The organism is Clostridia bacterium (assembly GCA_028698525.1).
Lineage (GTDB): Bacteria > Bacillota > Clostridia > JAQVDB01 > JAQVDB01 > JAQVDB01.
On sequence record JAQVDB010000003.1, the window covers coordinates 23,250 to 47,122 of the forward strand.

The 23,873-nt window shown below is 33.7% G+C and carries 23 protein-coding genes; 22 read left to right on the forward strand and 1 reads right to left on the reverse strand.

The window, feature by feature from the left end:
• Positions 1 to 280: 280 nt before the first annotated feature.
• From PHP06_00695 to holA, 3 genes are all read left to right on the forward strand, one after another.
• Positions 281 to 1,468, forward strand: coding sequence for a YibE/F family protein (locus PHP06_00695; GenBank protein ID MDD3839077.1), 1,188 nt, complete (start codon positions 281 to 283; stop codon positions 1,466 to 1,468).
• A gap of 146 nt (positions 1,469 to 1,614) precedes the next feature.
• On the forward strand, positions 1,615 to 3,975 hold the full coding sequence (locus tag PHP06_00700; protein ID MDD3839078.1) for a DNA internalization-related competence protein ComEC/Rec2: 2,361 nt from the start codon (positions 1,615 to 1,617) through the stop codon (positions 3,973 to 3,975).
• A gap of 43 nt (positions 3,976 to 4,018) precedes the next feature.
• Positions 4,019 to 5,026 carry a DNA polymerase III subunit delta gene (gene holA, locus PHP06_00705; protein MDD3839079.1) on the forward strand — a complete coding sequence of 336 codons (1,008 nt, stop codon included), beginning with the start codon at positions 4,019 to 4,021 and terminating at the stop codon, positions 5,024 to 5,026.
• A gap of 97 nt (positions 5,027 to 5,123) precedes the next feature.
• Here the strand turns inward: holA and rpsT are convergent, their stop codons facing one another.
• Entirely contained in the window at positions 5,124 to 5,396 is a 273-nt protein-coding gene (rpsT, locus tag PHP06_00710) for a 30S ribosomal protein S20 (protein MDD3839080.1), read from the reverse strand.
• Between the two features lie 156 nt (positions 5,397 to 5,552).
• On the opposite strand from rpsT, the gene gpr reads away from it, so the two are divergent.
• From gpr to yqfC, 19 genes are all read left to right on the forward strand, one after another.
• Complete coding sequence (gpr, locus tag PHP06_00715) at positions 5,553 to 6,533, forward strand: GPR endopeptidase (GenBank protein MDD3839081.1); 981 nt, start codon at positions 5,553 to 5,555, stop codon at positions 6,531 to 6,533.
• A gap of 93 nt (positions 6,534 to 6,626) precedes the next feature.
• On the forward strand, positions 6,627 to 7,820 hold the full coding sequence (locus tag PHP06_00720) for a stage II sporulation protein P (protein ID MDD3839082.1): 1,194 nt from the start codon (positions 6,627 to 6,629) through the stop codon (positions 7,818 to 7,820).
• A gap of 40 nt (positions 7,821 to 7,860) precedes the next feature.
• Positions 7,861 to 8,169, forward strand: coding sequence for a hypothetical protein (locus PHP06_00725; GenBank protein MDD3839083.1), 309 nt, complete (start codon positions 7,861 to 7,863; stop codon positions 8,167 to 8,169).
• Between the two features lie 111 nt (positions 8,170 to 8,280).
• Entirely contained in the window at positions 8,281 to 10,083 is a 1,803-nt protein-coding gene (gene lepA / locus PHP06_00730; GenBank protein ID MDD3839084.1) for a translation elongation factor 4, read from the forward strand.
• 22 nt (positions 10,084 to 10,105) lie between these two features.
• Positions 10,106 to 11,257: a radical SAM family heme chaperone HemW gene (gene hemW, locus PHP06_00735; GenBank protein ID MDD3839085.1), complete on the forward strand. Its 1,152-nt coding sequence runs from the start codon at positions 10,106 to 10,108 to the stop codon at positions 11,255 to 11,257.
• Positions 11,258 to 11,411: 154 nt separating this feature from the next.
• Complete coding sequence (hrcA, locus tag PHP06_00740; protein ID MDD3839086.1) at positions 11,412 to 12,446, forward strand: heat-inducible transcriptional repressor HrcA; 1,035 nt, start codon at positions 11,412 to 11,414, stop codon at positions 12,444 to 12,446.
• A 51-nt stretch (positions 12,447 to 12,497) separates the two neighbouring features.
• Positions 12,498 to 13,061, forward strand: coding sequence for a nucleotide exchange factor GrpE (locus tag PHP06_00745; protein ID MDD3839087.1), 564 nt, complete (start codon positions 12,498 to 12,500; stop codon positions 13,059 to 13,061).
• Between the two features lie 37 nt (positions 13,062 to 13,098).
• Positions 13,099 to 14,952: a molecular chaperone DnaK gene (gene dnaK / locus PHP06_00750; protein MDD3839088.1), complete on the forward strand. Its 1,854-nt coding sequence runs from the start codon at positions 13,099 to 13,101 to the stop codon at positions 14,950 to 14,952.
• Positions 14,953 to 15,012: 60 nt separating this feature from the next.
• The gene (gene dnaJ / locus PHP06_00755; GenBank protein MDD3839089.1) at positions 15,013 to 16,179 is read left to right on the forward strand and encodes a molecular chaperone DnaJ; all 1,167 of its coding nucleotides are present in this window, start codon (positions 15,013 to 15,015) and stop codon (positions 16,177 to 16,179) included.
• Between the two features lie 16 nt (positions 16,180 to 16,195).
• Complete coding sequence (gene prmA / locus PHP06_00760; GenBank protein MDD3839090.1) at positions 16,196 to 17,146, forward strand: 50S ribosomal protein L11 methyltransferase; 951 nt, start codon at positions 16,196 to 16,198, stop codon at positions 17,144 to 17,146.
• Position 17,147: 1 nt separating this feature from the next.
• Positions 17,148 to 17,894: a 16S rRNA (uracil(1498)-N(3))-methyltransferase gene (locus PHP06_00765; GenBank protein ID MDD3839091.1), complete on the forward strand. Its 747-nt coding sequence runs from the start codon at positions 17,148 to 17,150 to the stop codon at positions 17,892 to 17,894.
• Between the two features lie 3 nt (positions 17,895 to 17,897).
• Complete coding sequence (gene mtaB, locus PHP06_00770; GenBank protein ID MDD3839092.1) at positions 17,898 to 19,202, forward strand: tRNA (N(6)-L-threonylcarbamoyladenosine(37)-C(2))-methylthiotransferase MtaB; 1,305 nt, start codon at positions 17,898 to 17,900, stop codon at positions 19,200 to 19,202.
• Positions 19,203 to 19,371: 169 nt separating this feature from the next.
• Positions 19,372 to 19,716, forward strand: coding sequence for a histidine triad nucleotide-binding protein (locus tag PHP06_00775; protein MDD3839093.1), 345 nt, complete (start codon positions 19,372 to 19,374; stop codon positions 19,714 to 19,716).
• Between the two features lie 82 nt (positions 19,717 to 19,798).
• The gene (gene rpsU / locus PHP06_00780) at positions 19,799 to 19,978 is read left to right on the forward strand and encodes a 30S ribosomal protein S21 (protein ID MDD3839094.1); all 180 of its coding nucleotides are present in this window, start codon (positions 19,799 to 19,801) and stop codon (positions 19,976 to 19,978) included.
• Positions 19,979 to 19,996: 18 nt separating this feature from the next.
• Entirely contained in the window at positions 19,997 to 20,446 is a 450-nt protein-coding gene (locus PHP06_00785; protein ID MDD3839095.1) for a GatB/YqeY domain-containing protein, read from the forward strand.
• Positions 20,447 to 20,705: 259 nt separating this feature from the next.
• The gene (locus tag PHP06_00790) at positions 20,706 to 22,001 is read left to right on the forward strand and encodes an NfeD family protein (protein ID MDD3839096.1); all 1,296 of its coding nucleotides are present in this window, start codon (positions 20,706 to 20,708) and stop codon (positions 21,999 to 22,001) included.
• A gap of 17 nt (positions 22,002 to 22,018) precedes the next feature.
• A complete protein-coding gene (floA, locus tag PHP06_00795) occupies positions 22,019 to 23,005 on the forward strand; it encodes a flotillin-like protein FloA (GenBank protein ID MDD3839097.1) in 987 nt (328 codons plus the stop codon).
• A gap of 35 nt (positions 23,006 to 23,040) precedes the next feature.
• Entirely contained in the window at positions 23,041 to 23,457 is a 417-nt protein-coding gene (locus PHP06_00800; protein ID MDD3839098.1) for a hypothetical protein, read from the forward strand.
• A 134-nt stretch (positions 23,458 to 23,591) separates the two neighbouring features.
• Positions 23,592 to 23,873, forward strand: a complete 282-nt coding sequence (gene yqfC, locus PHP06_00805) for a sporulation protein YqfC (GenBank protein MDD3839099.1) — start codon at positions 23,592 to 23,594, stop codon at positions 23,871 to 23,873.

Below are 23,873 nucleotides of genomic sequence, written 5' to 3' on the forward strand. Positions count from 1 at the left end.
ATTTTATCAGCATTGTTATACATATTCAAATAAAGAAGTACCAGCACGGACACATGTGGTATTTTCAATAAAATTTGGATTAAACCACTTGACAGAAACTTGTATAGAAGATAAATAAATTGTTTATAAATATTCGGATAGAAAACACAGGCAGCAAAAGAGGATGATTTATTGTGCGTATAGATATAAAAAGCACAATAAATTGACTTGTTATAATAAAAAATGGTAAAATATCAACGAATTCAACTATCTTTCAGAATATAAAAAGGAGAATTAAGAAATGCAAAAAAGGTTAAAGATTCTTTGTGCATTAATCATTTTTATTATTATAGCTCCGAATATAGTGAAAGCTTTTGATGATGGACAATCTGAAACCCAATATTTTAGGGGTAAGATACTCCAGGTACATGAAGTTGATTTTAAAGAAGGAGTTGAAGGGGATACTGAACAAAAATCAGTGGATGAGTGGCTGGAGGATGATCATCTAGAGGATAATAATCAGCATATAGACGGTTTTTTTACTGGTAAGCAGCTAGTAAAGGCTAAAATATTAAACGGAAGATTTAAAGACAAGGTTGTTGATATAGAAAATATGTTATCAGGAAATCCAGGAATAGACATTAAAGTAGAACAAAACGATGAAGTATTGCTGTTACTTGAGTTGAAGGATGATGAAATAGCTAATGCCCATATAGCAGATTATATGAGGATAAAATATTTGAAGTATATTTTATTACTTTTTGTTGTTGTAATTTTGCTGGTTGGTGGATTAAAAGGGATAAAGACTCTTTTAACCTTAGGTCTAACTATAGCTATTATATATAAGGTGCTTTTGCCTCTCATGTTATCAGGGTACAGTCCTGTTCTAGTCACTATAATTACTTCTATAATTATCACAGTTATTGTAATGCTGACAGTAGGAGGTATAAATGAAAAATCTATTGCTGCAATAGTTGGTACTGTAATAGGAGTATGTATAGCCGGAATTATTGCTTATTTTATTGGTAATGCAGCACGATTAACTGGTTTTAGCATGGAGGAAGCCCAGATGCTTAGCTTTATTCCTCAAAATGTGGATTTTGACCTGGAGGGGCTGCTGTTTTCCGGTATAATAATTGGTTCGCTGGGTGCTGTAATGGATGTAGCTATGTCAATATCCTCTTCCATTTATGAGATTGGTTCTGTCAATCCCGACTTAGATTTAGCACAATTGATCAGATCAGGTATGAATATAGGAAGAGATGTAATGGGAACCATGTCTAATACTCTTATTCTTGCATATGCAGGAAGTGCGATACCTATGATGTTGCTTTTTATGGCATATAATAATCCCTTTGACAGGATAATAAATATGGATCTTATAGCTACTGAAGTAGTCAGGGCATTAGCAGGGAGTATTGGATTGGTTATGACAATACCCATTACAGCAGTAATTGCAGCATTGCTGAGAACGAAAGGTTTTAAATGATTGTTGGAAAAATCACCGAACAGGAACTTGTATATATAGGTTAATGAACTATTCATAAATATTCAGTTAAAATAACTTGATGAATGGACAAAATTTTAGAGTAAATTTTTTCGTTTCATCAATTCATATAAACGGGAGTGCTGATATTGAGAAGACCTTTTTTGTATATATGTCTCTTTTTTATGAGTGGCATTATATTGGGAAGTAAAATTGATATTAACATTTCCATCCTTGTATCGATGCTGGTAGTAGCTATAACAATATTTTTAATTTTATATTTTACGTACAACAAAAATTATTCTATATTACTATCCGTAATAATAATCTTGTCAGGCATGACTTCATATATTTATAAAGAGAATGATAAAATTGATATCATATTTCAGCCTGATTTAGCGGCTGTGGTATATGGTAATATTGTGGAACAGCCTAATTACCAGAAGGAAAAGACAGTTTTGACATTAAAGCCTCAATATGTAAAAGTAAATAATCGGAAGCAAAAAATAAATAGCAATATTTTATTAAATATATATAGCCATTACAGCGATCAACATCATTTGGCTTTAAACTATGGAGATAAGATAGCAGTACAGGGGAAAATATATCAACCGCCTGGAAGGAGAAATCCCGGCTGTTTTGACTATAAAGCCTACTTAAAGCAAAAGGGTATTTATTATATGATGTCATCTAATTGGCATCAAATAGAATACCTAGGTAAAACAGATTTAAATAAATTTGAAAGATTTGTGTTTTTGTTTAAAAATGTATTGATTAATGCTATTGATGACTATTTAAAGCCATCTCAAAGTTCTATGCTAAAAGGGATGTTGTTTGGAGATAAGTCGGAGATGGACAAGCAAACAAAAGAAGGGTTCACAGATACAGGGATAGCACATGTGCTGGCAGTATCTGGCCTTCACGTAGGTTTTATAGCTGCCGGCTTAATTTATATTTTAAAAGTATTAAAGATAAAAAAATGGTGGGCTTTTTTTTTAACAAGTTTTATATTGGTTATATATTGTCTGATGTGTGGTGCTACTCCATCGGTGATCAGAGCAACAATCATGTTTTGTTTAGTATTGATGGGTAAAAACATAAATAGGAACTCTGATTCTTTAACCAATATATCCATTGCAGCATTGGTCATTTTAATATTGAATCCTTTTATGTTGTTTAATCTAGGTTTTCAATTTTCATTCTTAACTACAACATCTATTGTTATTTTATACCCTACAATGAAAGATAAAATAAGGGGCGATAATATTTCAGGAAAGACAATAGACCTTTTTCTCATCACTCTATCAGCTCAATTAGGAATAATGCCTTTATTGATGTTCCATTTTAATAAGTTTTCATTAATATCTTTTATTTCAAATATTTTCTTAACCCCTTTGATAGGAGTGTCAGTTATATTAGGATTTATAGGTGGTTTAGCAAGTTTCATAAGCCTTTATTTATCCTATTATATATTTAGAATAGTGAATTTGTTGTTGGTTATTATAGAGAGAGCGGTTTATTATTTAGGACGAATCCCTTTTTCATCTATAAGAGCTGTAAGTCCTCCCACAATGATCATAGTTATATATTATTTGTTGTTGTTGCTGGTTATCAGTGTAGACCAGTTAAAGTATATCAGTCTAGAATTATTGAAAAAGATAACTGTTGTCATAATTACAATATCCTTGATTTTGCCTTTAGGGATGTTAATAGATGATGGATTGTTAAAAGTTGTTTTTGTAGATGTTGGTCAAGGTGATTGTATACACATCAGCAAGAGCGGCTATAACGTACTTATTGATTCAGGTGGTAATATTTACGGTGATGATTTTGATACAGGACAAGATATTGTTTTGCCTTACCTTCTAAAGAATGGAGTAAATAGCATTGATGCTGTTTTTATAAGCCATGCACATGATGATCATATAAAAGGATTAAAAGCACTTATTGAAAATATAAAAATAAAAAGTGTATTTATAGGTACGGATGTTTTCAGAAACGATGTTTTTGATGATATAATGCAGATAGCTAAATATAAAAGTATTCCCATTTATAAGCTTGAATCAGGTGATATAATTAAAATAGATGAAGTTGTTTTTCATGTTTTGCATCCACAAAAAGATATAATGGAGAATATCGGATGGGATGAAAATAATAATTCCATGGTTTTAAAGATGGAATATGATAATATGAACTTTTTGTTTACCGGAGATATAGAAGAGCAAGCAGAGACATATATTGCTGATAAATATTCAAGACAATTGGATGTGGATATATTAAAGGTTCCCCACCATGGCAGCAGTACATCCAGTACAGATGATTTTTTAAAATGGGTAAATCCTGATGTTGCTATAATTCAGGTAGGCAGGAACAATTTTGGTCAACCTGATCCTATGGTGATCAATAGATTTGCTAGATATAATACTGAAGTCTATACAACTGAACAAAAGGGTGCTGTAATAGTAAAGAGTGATGGAAAAGAGTATTTTATTGATACTGTTGTCAAATAATGATTCGAAACACATATATTTTATGATAGGAAGGTAATGCTGAGTGGATTTCAACGCTTTATTTAAAAATATAAATAGTGGTACCATAGATAATATTTATCTTTTTTATGGGGAAGAAGATTATCTCAAACAATATGCTATAAACCTATTAAAAAAGCAAATAATACCACCAGAATATGAAGTTTTAAATTATCAAGTAATAGAGGGCAATAAGGCGACTTTTGATGACATTAAAAATAGCTGTGATACTATTCCGTTTATGAATGACTATAGAATGGTGTTAATAAATGATTTTGATGCCACCAGTTTTTCTGATAAAGATACAAACCAAGTTGAAAAGTTGTTGGAGTATTTAAAAGAGCTATCATCAAGTACCTGTATGGTTTTTTGTGTGAATGGAAAAATAGACAAGAGGAAAAAGTTGTTCAGATATATAGACAAAAACGGTACCTCAGTAGAATTCAATACTTTAAATTTTTTTCAATTAAAGAAATGGATAAAAAAATATTTAAGCGATAGAAAAAAGAAGTTTAGCGACGATGCATTGAATACTTTTATAACCAATTGTTCCAATCGTTTGATTGAAATAAAAAACGAATTGGACAAAATAATAGATTATTCCGGTACTATGAAAGTAATAACTGTAAGTCAAGTTAATGCAATTGTTAGTGATTATATACAAAATAATATATTTGTCCTTGTGGATGGAATTGGCGAAAAAGATTATTTTAAGGCAATGAAAGCTATGGATGAACTTATTACAAACAATGAACCTGTTCTTAGAATACTGTCCATGATAACGCGACAATTTAGATTGTTGGTGAATATAAAGCTTATGACAGAAAAAGGATACTCATTTAAACAGATAAGCAAAAAGCTGAGACTACCTGAATTTGTAACAAAAAAATGTATCAACCAATGCAAAAATTTTCGTATTTCTGATTTGGAGAAACTTATGAAATTATGTCTTCAAGCTGATTATATGATAAAAACAGGCCAATTTGATGAAAAGCTGGCTGTTGAACTATTAGTTTTTGAAGGTTGTGCATGATATTGGAATATATTGGTGTAAAGAAATAGCAAGAATAAACATAAATTAAAAACGTACATATTTTTTTAATGTACGTTTATTCTTGCTATGAATATCTTTAATCGTTGTATACCAATTTATTATAACTTTTTGTAAGCAGAGATTTCTTCCTTGCAGCTGTATTTTTATGGATTATTCCTTTGGCTGCAGCTTTATCTATTTCTTTTTGAGTTATATCCAGCAAAGATTTCGATTTTTCTTTATCGCCTTCCTGAATGGCTGACTCAAATTTTCTTATATGAGTCTTCATCGCTGATTTAACGGATTTATTTCTCAATGTTTTAGTTTCAATGATTTTAACCCTTTTTTTAGCTGACTTTATATTAGGCATTACTTCACCTCCTTAAGAGCTACTTAACAAAAATCATTTTAACATGAATGGATAATTATTGCAAGATTTTTTATAAAAAGCCCTAGACTCGAATAATTGCACAAGCAAAAGGCAAATATAAAATATAGCAAATAAATAAACACGGAGGAAATTCGGATGAGCAATATTAGGACAGATTTAGCTATCGAGGCAAGGGAGATATATCAGGAGGATAAAAAACAAGAGATACCTGGCGTAGAGGTTAAAGTCGAAAAACTACAGGATATAAATATAACTAATGTTAAAGTGTTGGATTATAGGGGAGAGCAGATTATCAACAAACCTATAGGCACTTATATAACTATAGAGGTGCCAAAGCTCAGAGATAGGGATAAAGAGTTGGAAAAAGAAGTTAGTCATGTTCTAGCTCAACAACTTTCTAAACTGGATAAGTTAAAGGAAAATAAAGCAAAGGTGTTGGTAGTAGGGCTGGGAAACTGGAATATAACACCAGATGCTCTAGGCCCCAAGGTAGTTTCAAATCTATTAATCACAAGACATATGCTTGAATTAATTCCGGATAAGTTGGATGAGAGATTAAAGCCTGTTTGTGGAATGGCTCCAGGAGTATTGGGGATTACTGGCATTGAGACAGGCGAAATAATAAAAGGTATTGTAGAAAAAGTAGGCCCTACTGTCGTAGTTGCAATAGATGCGTTGGCATCTAGAAAGACCGAAAGGCTCAATACCACTATTCAAATATCTGATTCAGGAATAAATCCAGGTTCGGGGGTAGGTAATAGGAGAATGGCTCTCACAGAAGAAACATTGAAAGTACCTGTAATTGGAATTGGAGTGCCTACTGTGGTTAATGCTGCTACTATTGTTAATGATACTATAACTTTGTTGGTGAAAGCATTAAAGAATAATACATCACCTGATAGTAGTTTTTTTAAAATTTTAGATAAAATGAATGAAAATGATAAGACATCATTGATAAACGAGGTTTTAACCCCTTATATAGGCAATTTGATGGTGACACCTAAGGAGATTGACGCACTAATAGACGATGTATCAAAGATAATAGCAGATGGGATAAATATGAGTGTCCACCAAGGTATGAGTTTAGAAGAAATAAATACTTATATTAATTTATGAGTAGATAACAATCTACTCATAAATTTTTTATGGAAGGAATATCTATTATAGAAGGATAAAAATTGTTCCAATCAATGAGAGGTGTTTGTTCGGGTGAAGAACAGAACTATATCTGTAACTAAGATAGCATATTATACAATAATAATATTATTAGTTGTGATAATATTATTTTTATCCATGAGACTTTTTATAAATAGAAATCAGGTAGTTGAAGTTTTTAATGAAAAATCTGATCAGGGAAACGATACAATAGAGAAGTCATGGACGCTGAAAAGCGTATTAAAGAAAGCTATTCCATTGTTCTATATTGATACAGAAAATAGGGAAAACAAAGCTGAAATTAACGATAAAAATTCTAAAGACTTTAGACGCACATTTAGTTTGAATTTAAAAGATCCTAAAACCTTGTTGTCCATTCAGATGCCATTTTTAACTTATGATGAGCAAACAGTTGCAACAGGAAATATAAACCGAGGAGAGGATATGAAGAGAGATGTACCTTTAGTGGATGAAAAAGAAGGTGAAGCACAGGATATTTATGAGGTGGATAGTGAAGGGGAAATAATTTTTAAAAACAAAAACGAACAAAACGATTATAACATAGACAATACTAGAAAGGAATTGCCAGATTTGAAATTAGATGGAGAAGGACCTGAAATACTTATATATCATACTCATACTACAGAAGCTTATAGATCTACCTCACAAAACAAATATAAAGAAACCGATCCATTTAGGACTACTGATCAAGTTTATAATGTGACACGGGTAGGAAGAGAATTAGCTCTCCATTTAGAGAATGATTATAATATTGATGTTGTGCATGCAACGGATATTCACGATTATCCTGTTTACAATTATTCTTATAATAGATCATTAAAGACGATAGAAAAACAAAGGGAAAAGTACAAACAGTTAAAGATTTTTTTTGACATCCATAGGAACGCTTATAAAAACAAGCCAAATGATAGTGAAATAGATTGTATCAATATATCGGGTAAAAAAGCAGCAAAAATAATGATTGTAGTAGGAAGTGATAAGGCAGGATTGAGCCATCCAAACTGGAAGGAGAATTATGCTTTTGCACTATTGCTAAAAGATAAGCTTAATAAAATTTATCCGGGTTTGTGCAGCAAGGTGCTAGTAAAGACCTATAGATACAATCAACATATATCACAAAATGCACTTTTGTTGGAAATAGGGAGCACTGAAACAACTCTTGAAGAAGCAATTGAAAGCACCAAATATTTAGCTAAAGCGATAGCAGATACAGTTAAGTCAGAATAAAATGCCTATAACTGCATATTCTATTTTTGGAGGTGCAGATATGGGAAGGCTAGAAAGGAATAAAGAACGAAAACGAAAGAGAAGAAATTTTATTTTGGGAGTCATTTTATGCATATCAATATTGGTTGGAGGCATAGGTATAATAAATCGAGAAGTATCCAAAATAACAAATCAACAATTGGATGATAGCTTAATAAACATATCAAAAGGTTCGAAGTATATTTACAATTTGAACTTGATAGGGATGAATATAAAGCTGGATTTTAAAAAGATATTTGAGTTTATAGATTCTTTAAAAAGACTTTTGAATGAACTTTCAGCTGTAGCTCCCCTGGGATTTTATAAATGAACAGGGGAGTTATTTTTGTATAAAAAATAAAACAGCTATTTTTGAAATTGGTGTCTGGAGTTAGTATAATTGTATATGTTATAATGGATTCTGAAAAGGAGGAAGCATTTAATGAAACAAAACAAACAGGATAAAATACGGAATTTTTGTATAATTGCACATATAGATCATGGAAAATCTACGCTTGCAGACAGATTGTTAGAGGATACAGGAACCTTTACAAAGAGAGAAATGGAAGAACAAATATTGGATACTATGGATCTAGAAAGAGAACGGGGTATTACAATAAAGGCCCAGCCTGTAAGGCTAATATATAAAACAGATGGGGAAGAGTATATTTTAAATTTGATAGATACCCCTGGTCATGTGGATTTTACCTATGAGGTATCAAGAAGCTTAGCTGCATGTGAAGGTGCTATATTGGTGGTGGATGCGTCTCAAGGGATAGAAGCTCAGACATTGGCAAATGTATATATGGCTTTGGAACATGATTTAGAGGTATTTCCAGTGATAAACAAAATTGATCTTCCAGGTGCTCGCCCGGAAGAAGTAAAAAAGGAGATAGAAGATGTAATTGGATTAGATGCATCGGATGCTCCTCTTATTTCTGCAAAGGAAAAAATAGGAATTGAGAGTGTGCTTAAAAAAATTGTAGATGCAGTACCTGCACCGAAAGGAGATAGTAATACACCGCTGAAGGCATTGGTTTTTGACTCTTTTTATGATAGTTATAAAGGTGTAATCCCATATGTAAGAGTTAAAGAAGGTACTATAAAGCCTGGAATGAATATAAAATTCATGTCAAACAATAAGGTGTTTGAGGTAAATGAGGTGGGATTTTTTACGCCGGCATTAGTGAGTACTAACCAGTTAAAAGCTGGTGAAGTTGGATATATAGCTGCCAGCATCAAAAATGTGGCGGATGTAAATGTTGGAGATACTGTTACTGATGAAAATAAACCAACAGACAAACCTTTGCCAGGGTACAAAAAAGTAAAGCCCATGGTATATTGTGGGATATATCCTGCTGATGGTTCCAAGTATGATGATCTAAGAGAGGCTTTAGAAAAATTAAAACTGAACGATGCTTCACTTGAATTTGAGCCTGAAACATCCATTGCATTGGGATTTGGATTCAGATGTGGATTTTTAGGATTATTACATATGGAGATAATGCAAGAGCGCATAGAAAGGGAATTTGAATTAGACATCATCACAACAGCTCCCAGTGTAATATACAAGGTAAAAAGGACTGATGGAGAGGTAATATTGGTAGATAATCCTACTAATTTACCTAATCCTTCAGAAATTGAATATATGGAAGAACCTTTGGTGGAAGCACAGATAATGTGTCCTTCAGAATATGTAGGTGCTGTGATGGAACTGTGCCAGGAAAAAAGAGGTATGTATGACAACATGAAATATATAGAAGAGACTAGAGTATTGATGACTTATAAAATGCCCTTAAATGAGATAATATATGATTTTTTTGATTCCTTAAAGTCAAAGACCCGTGGGTATGCATCTTTTGATTATGAATTTATTGGTTATCAGCAATCATCGCTAGTTAAACTTGATATACTGATAAACAAAGAAGTTGTTGATGCATTATCCTTGATAGTGCATGAGGATAAGGCTCAGGCTAAAGGGAGATTGATTGCTGAAAAATTAAAAGAAATAATACCCAGACAATTATTTGAAATCCCAATACAGGCTGCAATTGGGAATACGATAATAGCTAGGGAAACAGTAAAGGCACTCAGAAAAGATGTATTGGCAAAATGTTATGGTGGAGATATAACAAGGAAAAGAAAATTGCTTGAGAAGCAAAAGGAAGGAAAGAAACGTATGAGGCAGATAGGAAAGGTAGAGATTCCCCAGGAAGCATTTATGTCAGTCTTGAAAATGGACTGATATAAAGAAGCGGGGTAATAACATGGATAAAATTGGGTTATATATTCATATGCCATTTTGCGAAAAAAAGTGTTTTTATTGTGATTTTAACTCATATGAAGGTGCAGGGGAATATATAGATTCCTATATTGATGCGTTGATAAGAGAAGTAAATATTTATTCTTCCAAAATTAAAGATAGTAAGATAACCAGCATATATATTGGAGGGGGAACCCCATCATATATACCTTCATCGCGCATAAATTATGTATTAGACGCAGTATTTAATAAATTTGATATAGTTAGAAATCCGGAGATTTCAATTGAAGCTAATCCCGGAACTTTAAATAAGAATAAACTTATTCGATATAGAAGAGCAGGCATTAATCGATTGAGTATAGGTCTTCAAGCATTACAAAACAAAATTTTATCTCGTATTGGACGTATACATACGAAAGAAGACTTTTTATACAGTTACTCAATGGCGAGGGATACAGGGTTTGACAATATAAACATAGATTTAATTTTTGGTATCCCAACACAAAAAATGGAAGACTGGGAAGAAAGCTTATATGAAGTGATAAAGCTGGAGCCGGAACATATTTCATGTTATAGTTTGCAAGTATCTGAAAATACTCCTTTGTATGACATGATCAATAGTGGACAGATGCCGCATCCCGACGAAGATCTGGATAGAGACATGTATAGTCTTGTCAAACAAGTTTTGGAAACAAATGGATATGAACACTATGAAATTTCGAACTTTTGCAAGAAAGGAAGACAATGTAGACACAACCTGATATATTGGTTGAACAGAAAATATTTGGGGTTGGGGTGTAGTGCACATTCCTATTTGTTTGACAGTAGGTTTGCAAATACAGATAGCATACATGAATATATACAATCATTAAATAAAGAAAGTCTGCCATTAAAATTTAAAGAATATGTAGATTTGTCAACCTGTATAAATGACGAGTTAATGCTTGCAATGAGATTGATTAGGGGAGTCAATAGGAATATATTTAAGAAACATTTTGCAATGCCTATAGAAATGATTATACCTAATGAAACGATATCTTTTCTAGAAGAAAAAAAATTATTACATCAAGATGAAAAGTATATAAGCCTGACGGATAAGGGTATGGATATATATAATTCAGTAATGATTGAATTGTTACCCATAAAACACATATAACAGAAAAATAAGAGTTAATTAAAAGTATTGATAAAAATTAGTAATAAATAAAGATAAACAGCTATTGACAAAAACCATGTCAAATGGTATTCTCTATATCATAGAATTAGCACTCTACTAACAAGAGTGCTAACAAAAAGGAGGGATGATTCTAGTGGAACTGAATGAAAGAAAATTGGCAATTCTTCAAGCTGTGGTTGATGATTATATCATGAATGCAGAGCCTGTGGGTTCAAGGACTATAGCGAAGAAATATAATGTAGGTATTAGCTCCGCAACCATAAGGAATGAAATGTCAGATTTAGAGGAGTTAGGATACTTGATACAGCCGCATACTTCCGCAGGAAGAATTCCTTCTGATAAAGGATACAGATTGTATGTAGATAATCTGATGAGAGTAAATGAATTAAGCGAGGTGCAGGCGAGAGAAATAAACAGAATATATAAAAAGCATTTGGATAAAATTGAAACTATAATAGTAAATACTGCAAAAATTATATCTGATTTAACAAAGTATACATCATTAGTATTAGCTCCTCAGCTCAATAATGTGATGATAAAAAACATAGAAATCATTCAGGTAGCAAGTAGAAGAGCATTATTGATAATTGTTACCAATGCTGGTATCATAAAAGATGTGATAATTAAATTACCCAGTGGGATAACCCGGGAAGAGCTTCATAAGATATCTAGGCTGCTGACCTCAAAATTTAGAGGTAAGACGGTATCGGAAGTTGATATATCGGTTTTAGGCGAGCTAAAAAATGAATTAGCCAGATACAAGGATATATTGAATAACATTGTTGATAATATCAATAAATGTGCTAACTCTCCAGATTACAATGACATATATTTGGATGGTGCTACAAACATATTTAATTTTCCTGAGTACAATGATGTTCTAAAGGCTAAAGGGTTTTTATCAATTTTTGAGGAAAAGTCGTTATTGATAGATTTGCTCACTATGCCTTCAAATTTAGATTTGGAGATATCAATAGGTCAAGAAAATGAATATGAAGAAATGCATGACTGTAGCGTAATTAAAGCTACCTATAAAATAGGTGATAAAAAAATCGGGACTATTGGTGTTATAGGACCTACGCGAATGCAGTATGCAAATGTTATAACGCTCATCAATTTCATAAAAAATAATCTGAGTGATATGCTTACAAATATGGTTTTGAAATAAGTTGGCATATTTTGTTCAGTAGAAAAAACAAATAAAAGAAGGTGAATAGAAGTGGAAGCTAATCATGAAAAAGAAGATGTAGTAAATATTGATGAAGAGGAAAATATTGACACAGACGATGAGAAAAAAAATTTTGTTTCTAAAGCTGAATTTGAAGATTTAAAAAAAGAGTGTGAAGAATACAAATCAAAAGCTGAAGAATATATAAATTTAGCCAAAAGGGTTCAGGCTGATTTTGAAAATTATAAAAAGAGAAACAAAAATGCGATGTCTAAAATGTATGAGGACACTTTATTTAATGTGGTAAACGATTTTCTTCCCGTATTGGATAATATTGAGAGAGCTATTGAAACAGGCAAGAATGAAAAGTGGCCTAAAGCTGTTGTAGATGGTATTGAAAAGATAGCTAAGCAATACGAAGGTATATTGGCCAGCAAAGGTATTGTGGAGATAAAATGTATGGGGGAAAAATTTGATCCTAATTTGCATGATGCTGTGATGACAGTTGACAGGCAGGAAGATCAGGAAGAAAATATAATTGTAGAAGTATTACAGAAGGGATATATTAAAGACGAAAAAGTGGTGCGACATAGCATAGTAAAAGTAGCAAACTAATTTAAAATTTTAATTTAATCATAAAGGAGGACAAAATATGGGAAAAATAATTGGTATAGATTTAGGAACGACAAATTCATGTGTCGCTGTGATGGAAGGTGGGGAACCTGTAGTAATCCCGAACCAAGAAGGTAATAGGACTACTCCCTCTGTTGTAGCATTTACCAAAGAAGGAGAAAGATTGGTAGGAGAGGTTGCAAAAAGACAGTCAATAACAAATCCCGATAGAACTGTTATATCTATAAAAAGAGATATGGGTACAGATAAAACTGTACATATCGATGATAAAGATTATTCTCCTCAGGAAATTTCCGCTATGGTACTGCAAAAGCTAAAAACAGATGCAGAAAGTTATCTGGGAGAAGAAGTAAAGCAAGCGGTAATAACTGTACCTGCATATTTTAGTGATAGCCAGAGGCAGGCTACTAAAGATGCGGGGAAAATAGCTGGACTGGAAGTGTTGCGTATCATCAACGAGCCTACTGCTGCAGCATTAGCCTATGGTGCAGACAAGGAAAACAATCAAAAGATACTCATATATGACCTTGGTGGAGGTACGTTTGATGTTTCTATACTGGAGCTTGGAGATGGAGTTTTTGAAGTGCTGGCAACAAGCGGTAACAATAAGCTTGGGGGGGACGATTTTGATCAAAGATTGATAGACTATTTTGCCCAAGAGTTTAAAAAGGAAAATGGTATAGATTTAAAAAACGACAAGATCGCCATGCAGAGATTAAAGGATGCTGCAGAAAAGGCCAAGAAAGAGCTATCAACTGCTATGACTACAAATGTAAATCTTCCTTTTATAACTGCAGATGCATCAGGACCGAAACATCTTGACATAAATATCACAAGAGCTAAGTTCGAAGAATTGATTGTAGATTTGATTGACAAGACTACCGAACCCATGAAAAGAGCATTGCAGGATGCTTCCCTTAAACCAAGTGAGCTTGATAAAATTATCCTTGTAGGAGGTTCTACTAGGGTACCGGCTGTTCAAGAGGCTGTAAAAAAGGTGACCGGTAAAGATCCTCATAAAGGAATAAATCCAGACGAATGTGTAGCCATTGGTGCGGCTATTCAAGCAGGAGTTTTAGGTGGCGAAGTAAAAGATGTTTTGCTGCTAGATGTTACTCCTTTGTCATTGGGTATAGAGACTCTAGGAGGCGTATTCACCAAGATAATAGAGAGAAATACCACTATACCAACCAAAAAGAGCCAAGTATTTTCTACTGCAGCTGATGGTCAAACTAGCGTAGATATTCATGTGCTTCAGGGCGAAAGAGAAATGGCTACGTATAATAAGACATTAGGAAGATTTCAGCTAACAGGTATTCCGCCTGCACCAAGAGGAGTTCCACAGATAGAGGTTACTTTTGACATAGATTCAAATGGAATAGTCCATGTATCTGCAAAAGATTTAGGTACTGGAAATAAACAGGATATCACTATCACTGCTACTACTAATATGTCTGAGGAAGAAATTGAAAAAGCAGTAAACGAAGCTAAAAAATTTGAAGAAGAGGATAAAAAGAAGAAAGAATTTGTTGAGGCAAAGAATAAAGGTGATTCACTCGTCTATCAAACCGAAAAGACATTAAAGGAAATGGATGAAAAATTGGATCAAACAGATAAGGAAAAGATTCAGCAAAATATAGATAAATTAAAGAAAGCCCTTGATTCTGATAATGTAGATGAAATAAACAATAGTGCGGATGAACTGTCCAAGGTTTCTTACGAAATATTCGGTAAAATCTATCAGAGTCAAGCTCAACAGCAAGGTGCTTCATCAGCAGGAGATACAGGGCCACAACAGGAGTCAAAATCAGATGATGATGTAGTAGATGCTGATTATGAGGTAGTGGACGATGATGAAAGCAAAAATGATTAAACAGAATATAGCTTTTTGTCACATTAAAGCCAAAGCTAAAAAGCTTTGGCTTTAATGTGGATGAAAAGGGAAGGTGATAAAAACGTGGCAAAAAGGGATTATTATGAAGTATTAGGCATTGATAAGAACGCAAATGATGATGAGATAAAAAGGGCATATAGAAAGCTTGCTAAGAAATACCATCCTGATTTAAATCAAGGAGATAAGCAAGCTGAAGCCATGTTTAAAGAAGTTAATGAAGCCTATAAAGTTTTGAGCAATCCGGAGACTAGAGCAAGATATGACAGATTTGGCCATGCAGGGGCGGAACAGAATGGATTTGGTGGCGGATTTGGAGGTTTTGAGGGGTTTGATGAGACCGGCTTTGGCGATATTTTTGACATGTTTTTTGGTGGTACTGGATTTACTGGGTCACGAAGAAGAAGAAACGGGCCACGAAAGGGTGCGGATATAAGGTATGACCTGGATATAACGTTTGAGGAAGCAGCATTTGGTACAAAAAAGACTATGAAAATATCAAAAATGGATATATGCGGAAATTGTAATGGGACGGGCGCTAAATCAGGTACCGAAATAGAAGTTTGTCCCAAATGTGATGGAACTGGTGAATATCAACAAGTTCAAAGTACACCTTTTGGCAGGTTTGTAAATATTAAGACCTGTGATAAATGTCATGGAGCAGGAAAAATTATCAAAGAACCTTGCGATAAATGCCACGGTAAAGGCAAAGTAAGAGCAACTAAAAAGATTAGTATTAATATACCTGCAGGAATAGATTCAGGGCAAGCTATAACCATAAGAGAACAAGGAGAACCCGGAGAGCATGGTGGTCCGCCAGGGGATTTATATGTATATATCAACGTTAAGCCACACAATTTATTTGAAAGGCAAGGCAATGATGTGTATTGTGAGATCCCTATTACTTTTGCACAGGCAGCATTGGGTACAGAACTTGAGATCCCTACTCTGGATGGCAAAATAAAATTTAAGATACCTGAAGGCACTCAAACAGGTACTACTTTTAAAATAAAAAATAAAGGCATACCGAGTTTAAGAGGTTACGGCAGAGGTGACCAATTTATAAATGTAAAAATTTCAGTACCTAAAAAACTTAATCATGAACAGAAAGAGCTACTGAAAAAGTTTGAAGAAGCTACTAGTGGAAAGGAAATTTATGAGGAGAGAAAGACGTTTTTCAAGAAAATGAAAGATGTTTTTGGAGTCTGAAAGGAATGGCTTTAGAATGGAATGGATAGAAGTTGCTATAAAGGTTACCAGGGATATACAAGAGGCGGCTTCAAATGTATTGTTTGAAACTGGGATTAATGGATTGGTTATAGAAGACTCAAAAGACATATTGGACTGCAGGCAACAAATTGATTATTGGGACTATTTTGACGAAGATTCGGTAAAACATGCGGGTGAATATGTTTTAATTAAAGCTTACTTGATTAATGATATATCTTTGCATGACCAACTAAATCTAATCGAGGATAGATTGGGTTATATTAAAAAAGCGTTTTTTCCTAAGGCCAGCTTTGAAATAGACTTCAAGAAAGTTTATCAAAAAGATTGGGAAAATAACTGGAAAAAATTTTATAAGACATTCAATGTTGGTAATAATTTTATTGTTAAACCTACATGGGACCAAAAAAGTTATTCAAGAGAAAAAAATAAAATAGTGATCGAAATGGATCCTGGGATGGCTTTTGGAACGGGCACCCATGAGACGTCCAGCATGTGCTTGGAATTATTGGAGAAATATGTGAAGAATGGCTATACACTCATTGATGTTGGATGTGGGAGCGGTATACTGTCAATAGCTGCAGCAAAACTTGGCTGTGAAAAAGTTATCGCATTGGATACAGACGATAACGCTATAAAAGCATGCAAGGAAAACGTAGCCAGAAATTGCGTTTCAAATATTGTTGAAGTGGGTAAAGCTAATTTGTTATATAATGTTGATGTTAAGGCTAATATAGTTGTTGCAAATATTATCGCTGATTGCATAATAGAGTTGTGTGGAATAGCATACAAAAACTTAATACCAGGCGGGTTATTTGTATCATCCGGAATAATCAAAGAAAGGTATCAAGATGTAGTTGATGAACTCAATATGTTTGGGTATGATGAAGTTGAGGTTCTAACTAAGGGCGAATGGATTACTATTGTAGCAAAGCATGAGGAGCATTAAAGTGAAAAAGATTTTTGTGGATCATGAAGATATAAAGGATGGCAAGGTTTTAATAAACGGTGATGACTTGCACCATATAATTAATGTGCTTAGAATGCAAGTAGGACAACAATTGAATATTTGTGATAAGAAGGGCAATGAATATATTGCTGAGATTGCCCAAATCAATAAAGAACAAATTGTGTGCTGCATAAAAGATAAAGTGTCTATAGATATAGAGCCAAAACTAAAAATTTCGTTGTTCCAAGCAATACCGAAATCGGCTAAAATGGATTATATAATTCAAAAAAGTGTCGAGATAGGTGTAAACAGAATTATACCGATAATGACTAAACGAACAATAGTAAAACTAGATAGGAATAATGCTAAAAGAAAAGTAGAAAGATGGAAAAAGATAAGTGAGAATGCGTGTAAACAATCAGGCAGGACCATTATACCTCAGATAGATTTTCCTATCAACTATAATGAGGCATTGTTTCAGTCAAAGGAGAATGATTTAAACATCATTCCCTTTGTTGGGGAGCAAAAAAAATCGTTAAAAAGTGTAATAAATGATAATATTGATAAAATAATAAGTGTGGGCATATTTATAGGGCCTGAAGGTGGTTTTGATAGACAGGAGATAGATGCTGCTGTTTCTAGAGAAATAACACCTATAACACTTGGACCTAGAATACTGCGTACCGAGACAGCAGGTATTGTTGTTGCTTCGATATTTTTATATGAGTTTGGAGATATAGGAGGATAAAAGTTGCCAAAAGCCGCATTTTATACTCTAGGGTGTAAAGTTAACCAATACGATACCCAGGGAATTGTAGAACAGTTTGAACAAAACGGATATCAAATAGTTGGATTTGATGATAATGCAGATGTTTATGTTGTAAATACCTGTACTGTTACAAATATTAGTGCTAGAAAATCCAGGCAGATGATAAGGAGAGCAAAACGCCATAACAAAAAAGCTATTGTTGTGGTGATGGGTTGTTATGCTCAAATATCTCCAAAAGAGCTGGAAGGATTGGAAGATGTAGATATAGTTTTGGGTACTAATAAAAGAGGTCAATTGCTTTATTATATTGATCAAGTGAAAAAGAACAGACAAAAAATATCTATTGTTGATGATATAAAGGACATTAATCAATTTGAGGAAATACCTATAAGCGGGTATCAGACAAGAACTAGGGCGTTTGTAAAAATACAGGAAGGTTGTAACCAGTTTTGCTCTTATTGCATAATACCTTATGCAAGGGGACGGATAAGGAGTAGAAATCAAAGCAGTATAATAAACGAAGTAAAGAAGCTTTCTTCTGAAGGATACAAGGAAATTGTGCTTACTGGTATTCATATAGCATCATACGGATTAGATACAGGAGAATCAGGGCTTATAGATGTTATTGAGGCTATAAATGAAATATCTGGTATAGAAAGAATAAGGTTAAGTTCTGTTGATCCACGTTTGTTGACGGACGAGTTTATAGAAAGGGTATCAATCATTACCAAGATGTGTCCACATTACCATGTTTCTTTACAGAGTGGGTGCAATAAAATTTTAAGAGATATGAACAGAAGATACACAACAGAGGAATATGAGACTGCAATAATGAAGTTAAAATCTGCAATTCCAAATGTTTCAGTAACTACAGATATTATAGTGGGATTCCCGGGAGAGACAGCTGATGACTTTAAAATGACTTGTGATTTTGTGAAAAGGATAAAGTTCAGCCAGATACACATATTTAAGTTTTCTCCTAGAAAGGGTACCCATGCAGCTCTATTAGATAATCAGGTGAATTCTAAAGTAAAAGAACAAAGAAGCAGACAGCTGAACGAGATTGCACAACAGTTAAAATATGATTTTATGATTTCGTCTAAAGGCAAGAAAGCTAAAGTATTATTTGAGCAGGAATCGCCTGCAATTGAAGGTTATTATGAAGGGCATACTGATAATTATATTAAAGTATTATCAAAAAGCGATTATGATATTATAAATAAGATAATGGATGTAAAACTTACAAAAATATTTAATGAAAGCATTATTGGTGATATTGTACAATAATGCTGTACCAAAATGCATGAAGGGTTTTAAATATTTTTGTTGAATATATTTATATAAACATCCGGTTTAAAACTTAGGTTTGTTAATTAAGTTTTAAATTAAATTTTGCAGTTGGATTTTTATATTTTATACTTAATGCTGTATTGATTTTTATTGAGGAGGTGATTGGATGCAGGATTGCATATTTTGTAAAATTGCCAACAAAGAAATTCCCAGCAAAATATTATTTGAAGATGACAATATCATAGCATTTAAAGACATTGATCCTAAAGCACCTGTACATGTTTTAATAATACCTAAACAGCATATTTCATCTCTTCTTGATATAGATGAAAGCAATGTTTATGTTGTTAAAGAAGCAGTTAAAGTAGCAAAATATCTGGCAAAGGAACTTGGTATCCACCAAAATGGATTTAGGCTTGTTAATAACTGTGGGAAAGATGGAGGACAAACAGTTGAGCACATACACTTCCACCTTTTGGGTGGTAGACAGTTGAATTGGCCTCCAGGCTGATAATTATTTTGCAATCCAAGTTCATATAAGTTATAATATTCTATAGTTTCTATCTGTCCAGGTAGCGGAGGGAGGGAGAGAAATGTCGGAAATCAGAGTGGGGGAAAATGAATCCCTAGACAGTGCTTTAAAAAGATTTAAACGTAAATGTGCAAAATCAGGAGTGCTGTCAGAGATAAGAAAAAGAGAACACTATGAAAAGCCCAGCATAAAGAAAAAGAAAAAGGCAGAGGCTGCAAGAAAAAAGAGAAGAAGAAGATAATAAAGGAGAATTATATCTATGTCTCTCAAAGATAGATTGTTAGAAGATATGAAATCTGCCATGAAGGACAGACAAACTTTAAGAAAGAACGCTATCAGCATGACTAGGGCGGCTATACTTCAAGTCGAAAAAGATAAGAGAGTAGAACTTGATGACCAAGGTGTTATTGAGATCATTGCGAAAGAAGTAAAGCAGCGAAGGGACTCAATCCCTGAATTCGAAAGAGGTAACAGACAAGATATTGTAGATGATTTAAAAGAAGAGATAAATGTCTTGATGGAATATTTACCTCGCCAACTCTCTGAATCTGAAATAATGGAAATGGTAGATCAGACTGCAAGTGAAGTAGGAGCGAATAGCATGAAAGATATGGGAAAGATTATGAGTAAAATAATGCCTAAAGTAAGAGGAAGAGCTGATGGCAGCATTGTTAGTAAATTAGTAAAGCAATATCTACAAACACTTTAAAAGTGGAATATAATTCTTGAAGATTCAAGTTGCGAAAACATGGTATAATATAAAGGAAAACTGATAGTTTTCCTTTATTTTTTGCTTAATTAAGAGATATTTGATGTTAATAGTTAATATCTATTAATTAAGCAGCATAGGTGTAAACAACACCTGTTGTATATATCTTCGACAAAGTTTAAGCTAAACCATTCAATATGGGACTTGAATGTAAGGCAGATGGAGTATTTCTTTAATTTAGAAGTAAAGGGTGAGCTTTATGTATAAAAAAAATATATTTATCATGGTTCTAGTTATACTTGTATTGTTTCTGCCAATTTATTCAGCAAATGCAGAATCAGAGGACCAGGCGAATATATGTGTTATACCTGTAAGCGGTGAAATCAATCCTGCACAGGCAGGCTTTGTTAAAAGCGCTATTGAGAAAGCGGAAGCAGAGAAATTCGATCTTATAATATTAGATATAAATACTCCTGGTGGACTGATAGACTCAGCTTTTGAGATAAAAGATGCTATATTCGATTGTAATATTAGAACAATATCCTTTGTGAATAAGCGCGCTTTATCTGCAGGCGTCCTGTTAGCTGTATCCTGTGATAAAATGTATATGGCACCAGGCAGTACAATAGGCGCTGCTGAAACAATACCAAATGATGAGAAAATATTGTCTGCATGGAAAGAGGATGTAATCAGTGCGGCTGAGGTAAATGGTAAGGATGCAGATATTGTATCAGCTATGATAGATAGGGATGTTGAAATTGAAGGGTTGATAGACAAAGGGAAATTGCTGACCTTGTCTTCTACAAAGGCACAACAAATAGGATTTAGTGACGGAACATTTCAAAACATATCAAAAATAGCTGAAGTTCAAGGGTTTGATTCTTATAAAGCACAACGGGTTGATTCTGATTTTAAGGTTAATTTAGCTAAAATGGTAAGCAGCGCTTATGTTGCACCTTTTTTATTGAGCATAGGGATAATCAGTCTTATAATAGAAATTTTTGCTGCAGGCTTTGGATTAGCAGGAACTATAAGTATAGTATCATTTTCATTGTATTTTTGGGGTAATATACTAGCCGGTAATGCAGATTGGGGTGCGGTTATTTTATTTTTAGCAGGTCTTATGCTATTGTTGATTGAATTAGGTATACCAGGTTTTGGGGTGGTGGGTGCAGGCGGAATAATATGTGTGATATTAAGTATATTCTTGGCTTCTTCTAGTCCTCAAAGCGCATTAATTTCATTGGTTACAGCTATTATACTTAGCATAATAATATTGCCGATAACATTTAAATATGTTTCAAAAAGCAAAATATTTGATAAAATAATATTAAGATATTCACAGAAAGACGATTCAGGGAATATAGGCTGGTCAAAATATCAGGATTATCTTGATAAATCCGGTTATGCATTGACCGACTTAAGACCTTCAGGGGCGGTTGATGTAAATGGAGAGAAAATCGATGTGGTATCGGAAGGAGAATTCATTGATAGAGGATCTGAAGTAAAGGTAGTAAGAGTTGAAGGCAGAAAAATAGTTGTTAAAAAAATTTAATTTAAGGAGGAATGTGTATGTTTGAAGGTTTGATTGCATTAGTTATTTTGGTAGTGATAATTATCATTGCGCTAATAGCGTTGTTCACTTTTATCCCAGTAGGCCTTTGGATTTCTGCCCTTGCGGCAGGGGTAAAAGTAGGTATTTTTACTCTTGTGGGAATGAGGCTGAGAAGGGTTGTTCCACAAAAAATAGTAAACCCTCTTATTAAGGCAAATAAAGCAGGCTTGGATATGTCGATAAATAAATTGGAGGCTCATCATTTGGCAGGAGGGAATGTAGATAAAGTTGTAAATGCCTTGATAGCTTCTCAAAGAGCTGATATCGAACTGCAGTTTGAACGTGCTGCGGCTATCGATCTTGCGGGGAGAGATGTTTTACAGGCTGTAAAGATGAGCGTTAATCCCAGAGTCATTGAAACACCTAATGTGGCAGCAGTTGCTAAAGATGGTATAGAAGTAATAGTAAAAGCACGTGTTACAGTAAGGGCCAATATTGATCGACTGGTAGGGGGCGCTGGGGAAGAAACAATTATAGCTAGAGTGGGAGAAGGCATAGTTACAACTGTAGGATCTTCACCAACACATAAAGAAGTGCTGGAAAATCCCGATTCGATTTCCAAGACTGTTTTAAACAAAGGACTGGATTCAGGAACGGCTTTTGAAATACTGTCTATTGATATTGCAGATGTAGATGTGGGAAGAAATATTGGAGCTCAATTACAGACTGATCAAGCAGAAGCGGATAAGAGAATTGCACAGGCCCGAGCAGAGGAAAGGAGAGCTATGGCAGTTGCCAAAGAACAAGAGATGATAGCAGCTGTACAGGAAATGAAGGCTAAAGTTGTAGAAGCTGAAGCAGAGGTGCCTAAGGCCATGGCTAAAGCTTTAAGCGAAGGGAAACTGGGCGTTATGGACTATTACAATATGAAGAACATCCTAGCAGACACAGGTATGAGGGAAGCTATTTCTAAAATCGGTAATGACGGTAAACATGAAGAATAAAAATTTACCTCTTTTATGTACGGAGGTGTAATATAATGGAGATTATTGTAGTAATTGCAATAATAGTTGCGGTATTGAATAACATTGCAAAACAATCCCAAAAGGCCAACAAAACTAGACAAACAATTAAATCACAAGTATCTAAAGCCCAAACGCCTTATACCGACATTCAACAAGATACTGTAAAGGTCCCATCAAAGAGAGTGGCGAATAAAGCAACTGGAAACAAGAATTATGATATTGAACAACAGCCAAAACAGAACTATCCAGAAAAAGCTACAGAACAAAATATCGCTGAAATGGATAGTATTAAAAATACGAAACGCAAAGTGAATAAGCAATTATTAGCTTTCAACAAAAAAAGTATACTACAAGGTATCATAATGAAGGAAATTCTAGGGCCACCGAAATCTTTGAAAGGTGGAAGGCAATCAAGAGCAAAAGAATGGTAACATGAAATTTACCATTCTTTTTTTTGTTTTAAAAGCATACATTTTAAATATAGATGAATGACATTTCTCCTTAAATTCGAATAATAAAATTAGTGCCAGTTGATTATTCCCAATGTGGAAAAAGGAGGCTGACTATGGACAGCAAAAAAACAGATAATATAAAAGCTTTGCTTTCAGAAATGCTAGAGCTTCCCAAAGATGTAATGTTAGATTTACCTAGGATAACTATGATTGGAAACTTGCAGATGTATATAGAAAATCATAAAGGGATTATAGAATATAATTTACAAAGAGCAAGAATAAATACAAGCATTGGAATTATAAGAATTGTTGGCAGGGATCTTTCAATAAGTAAAATACGAACAGACGAAATAATCGTGGCAGGTCAGATTGAAAACGTTGAGTTTATTTTTTGA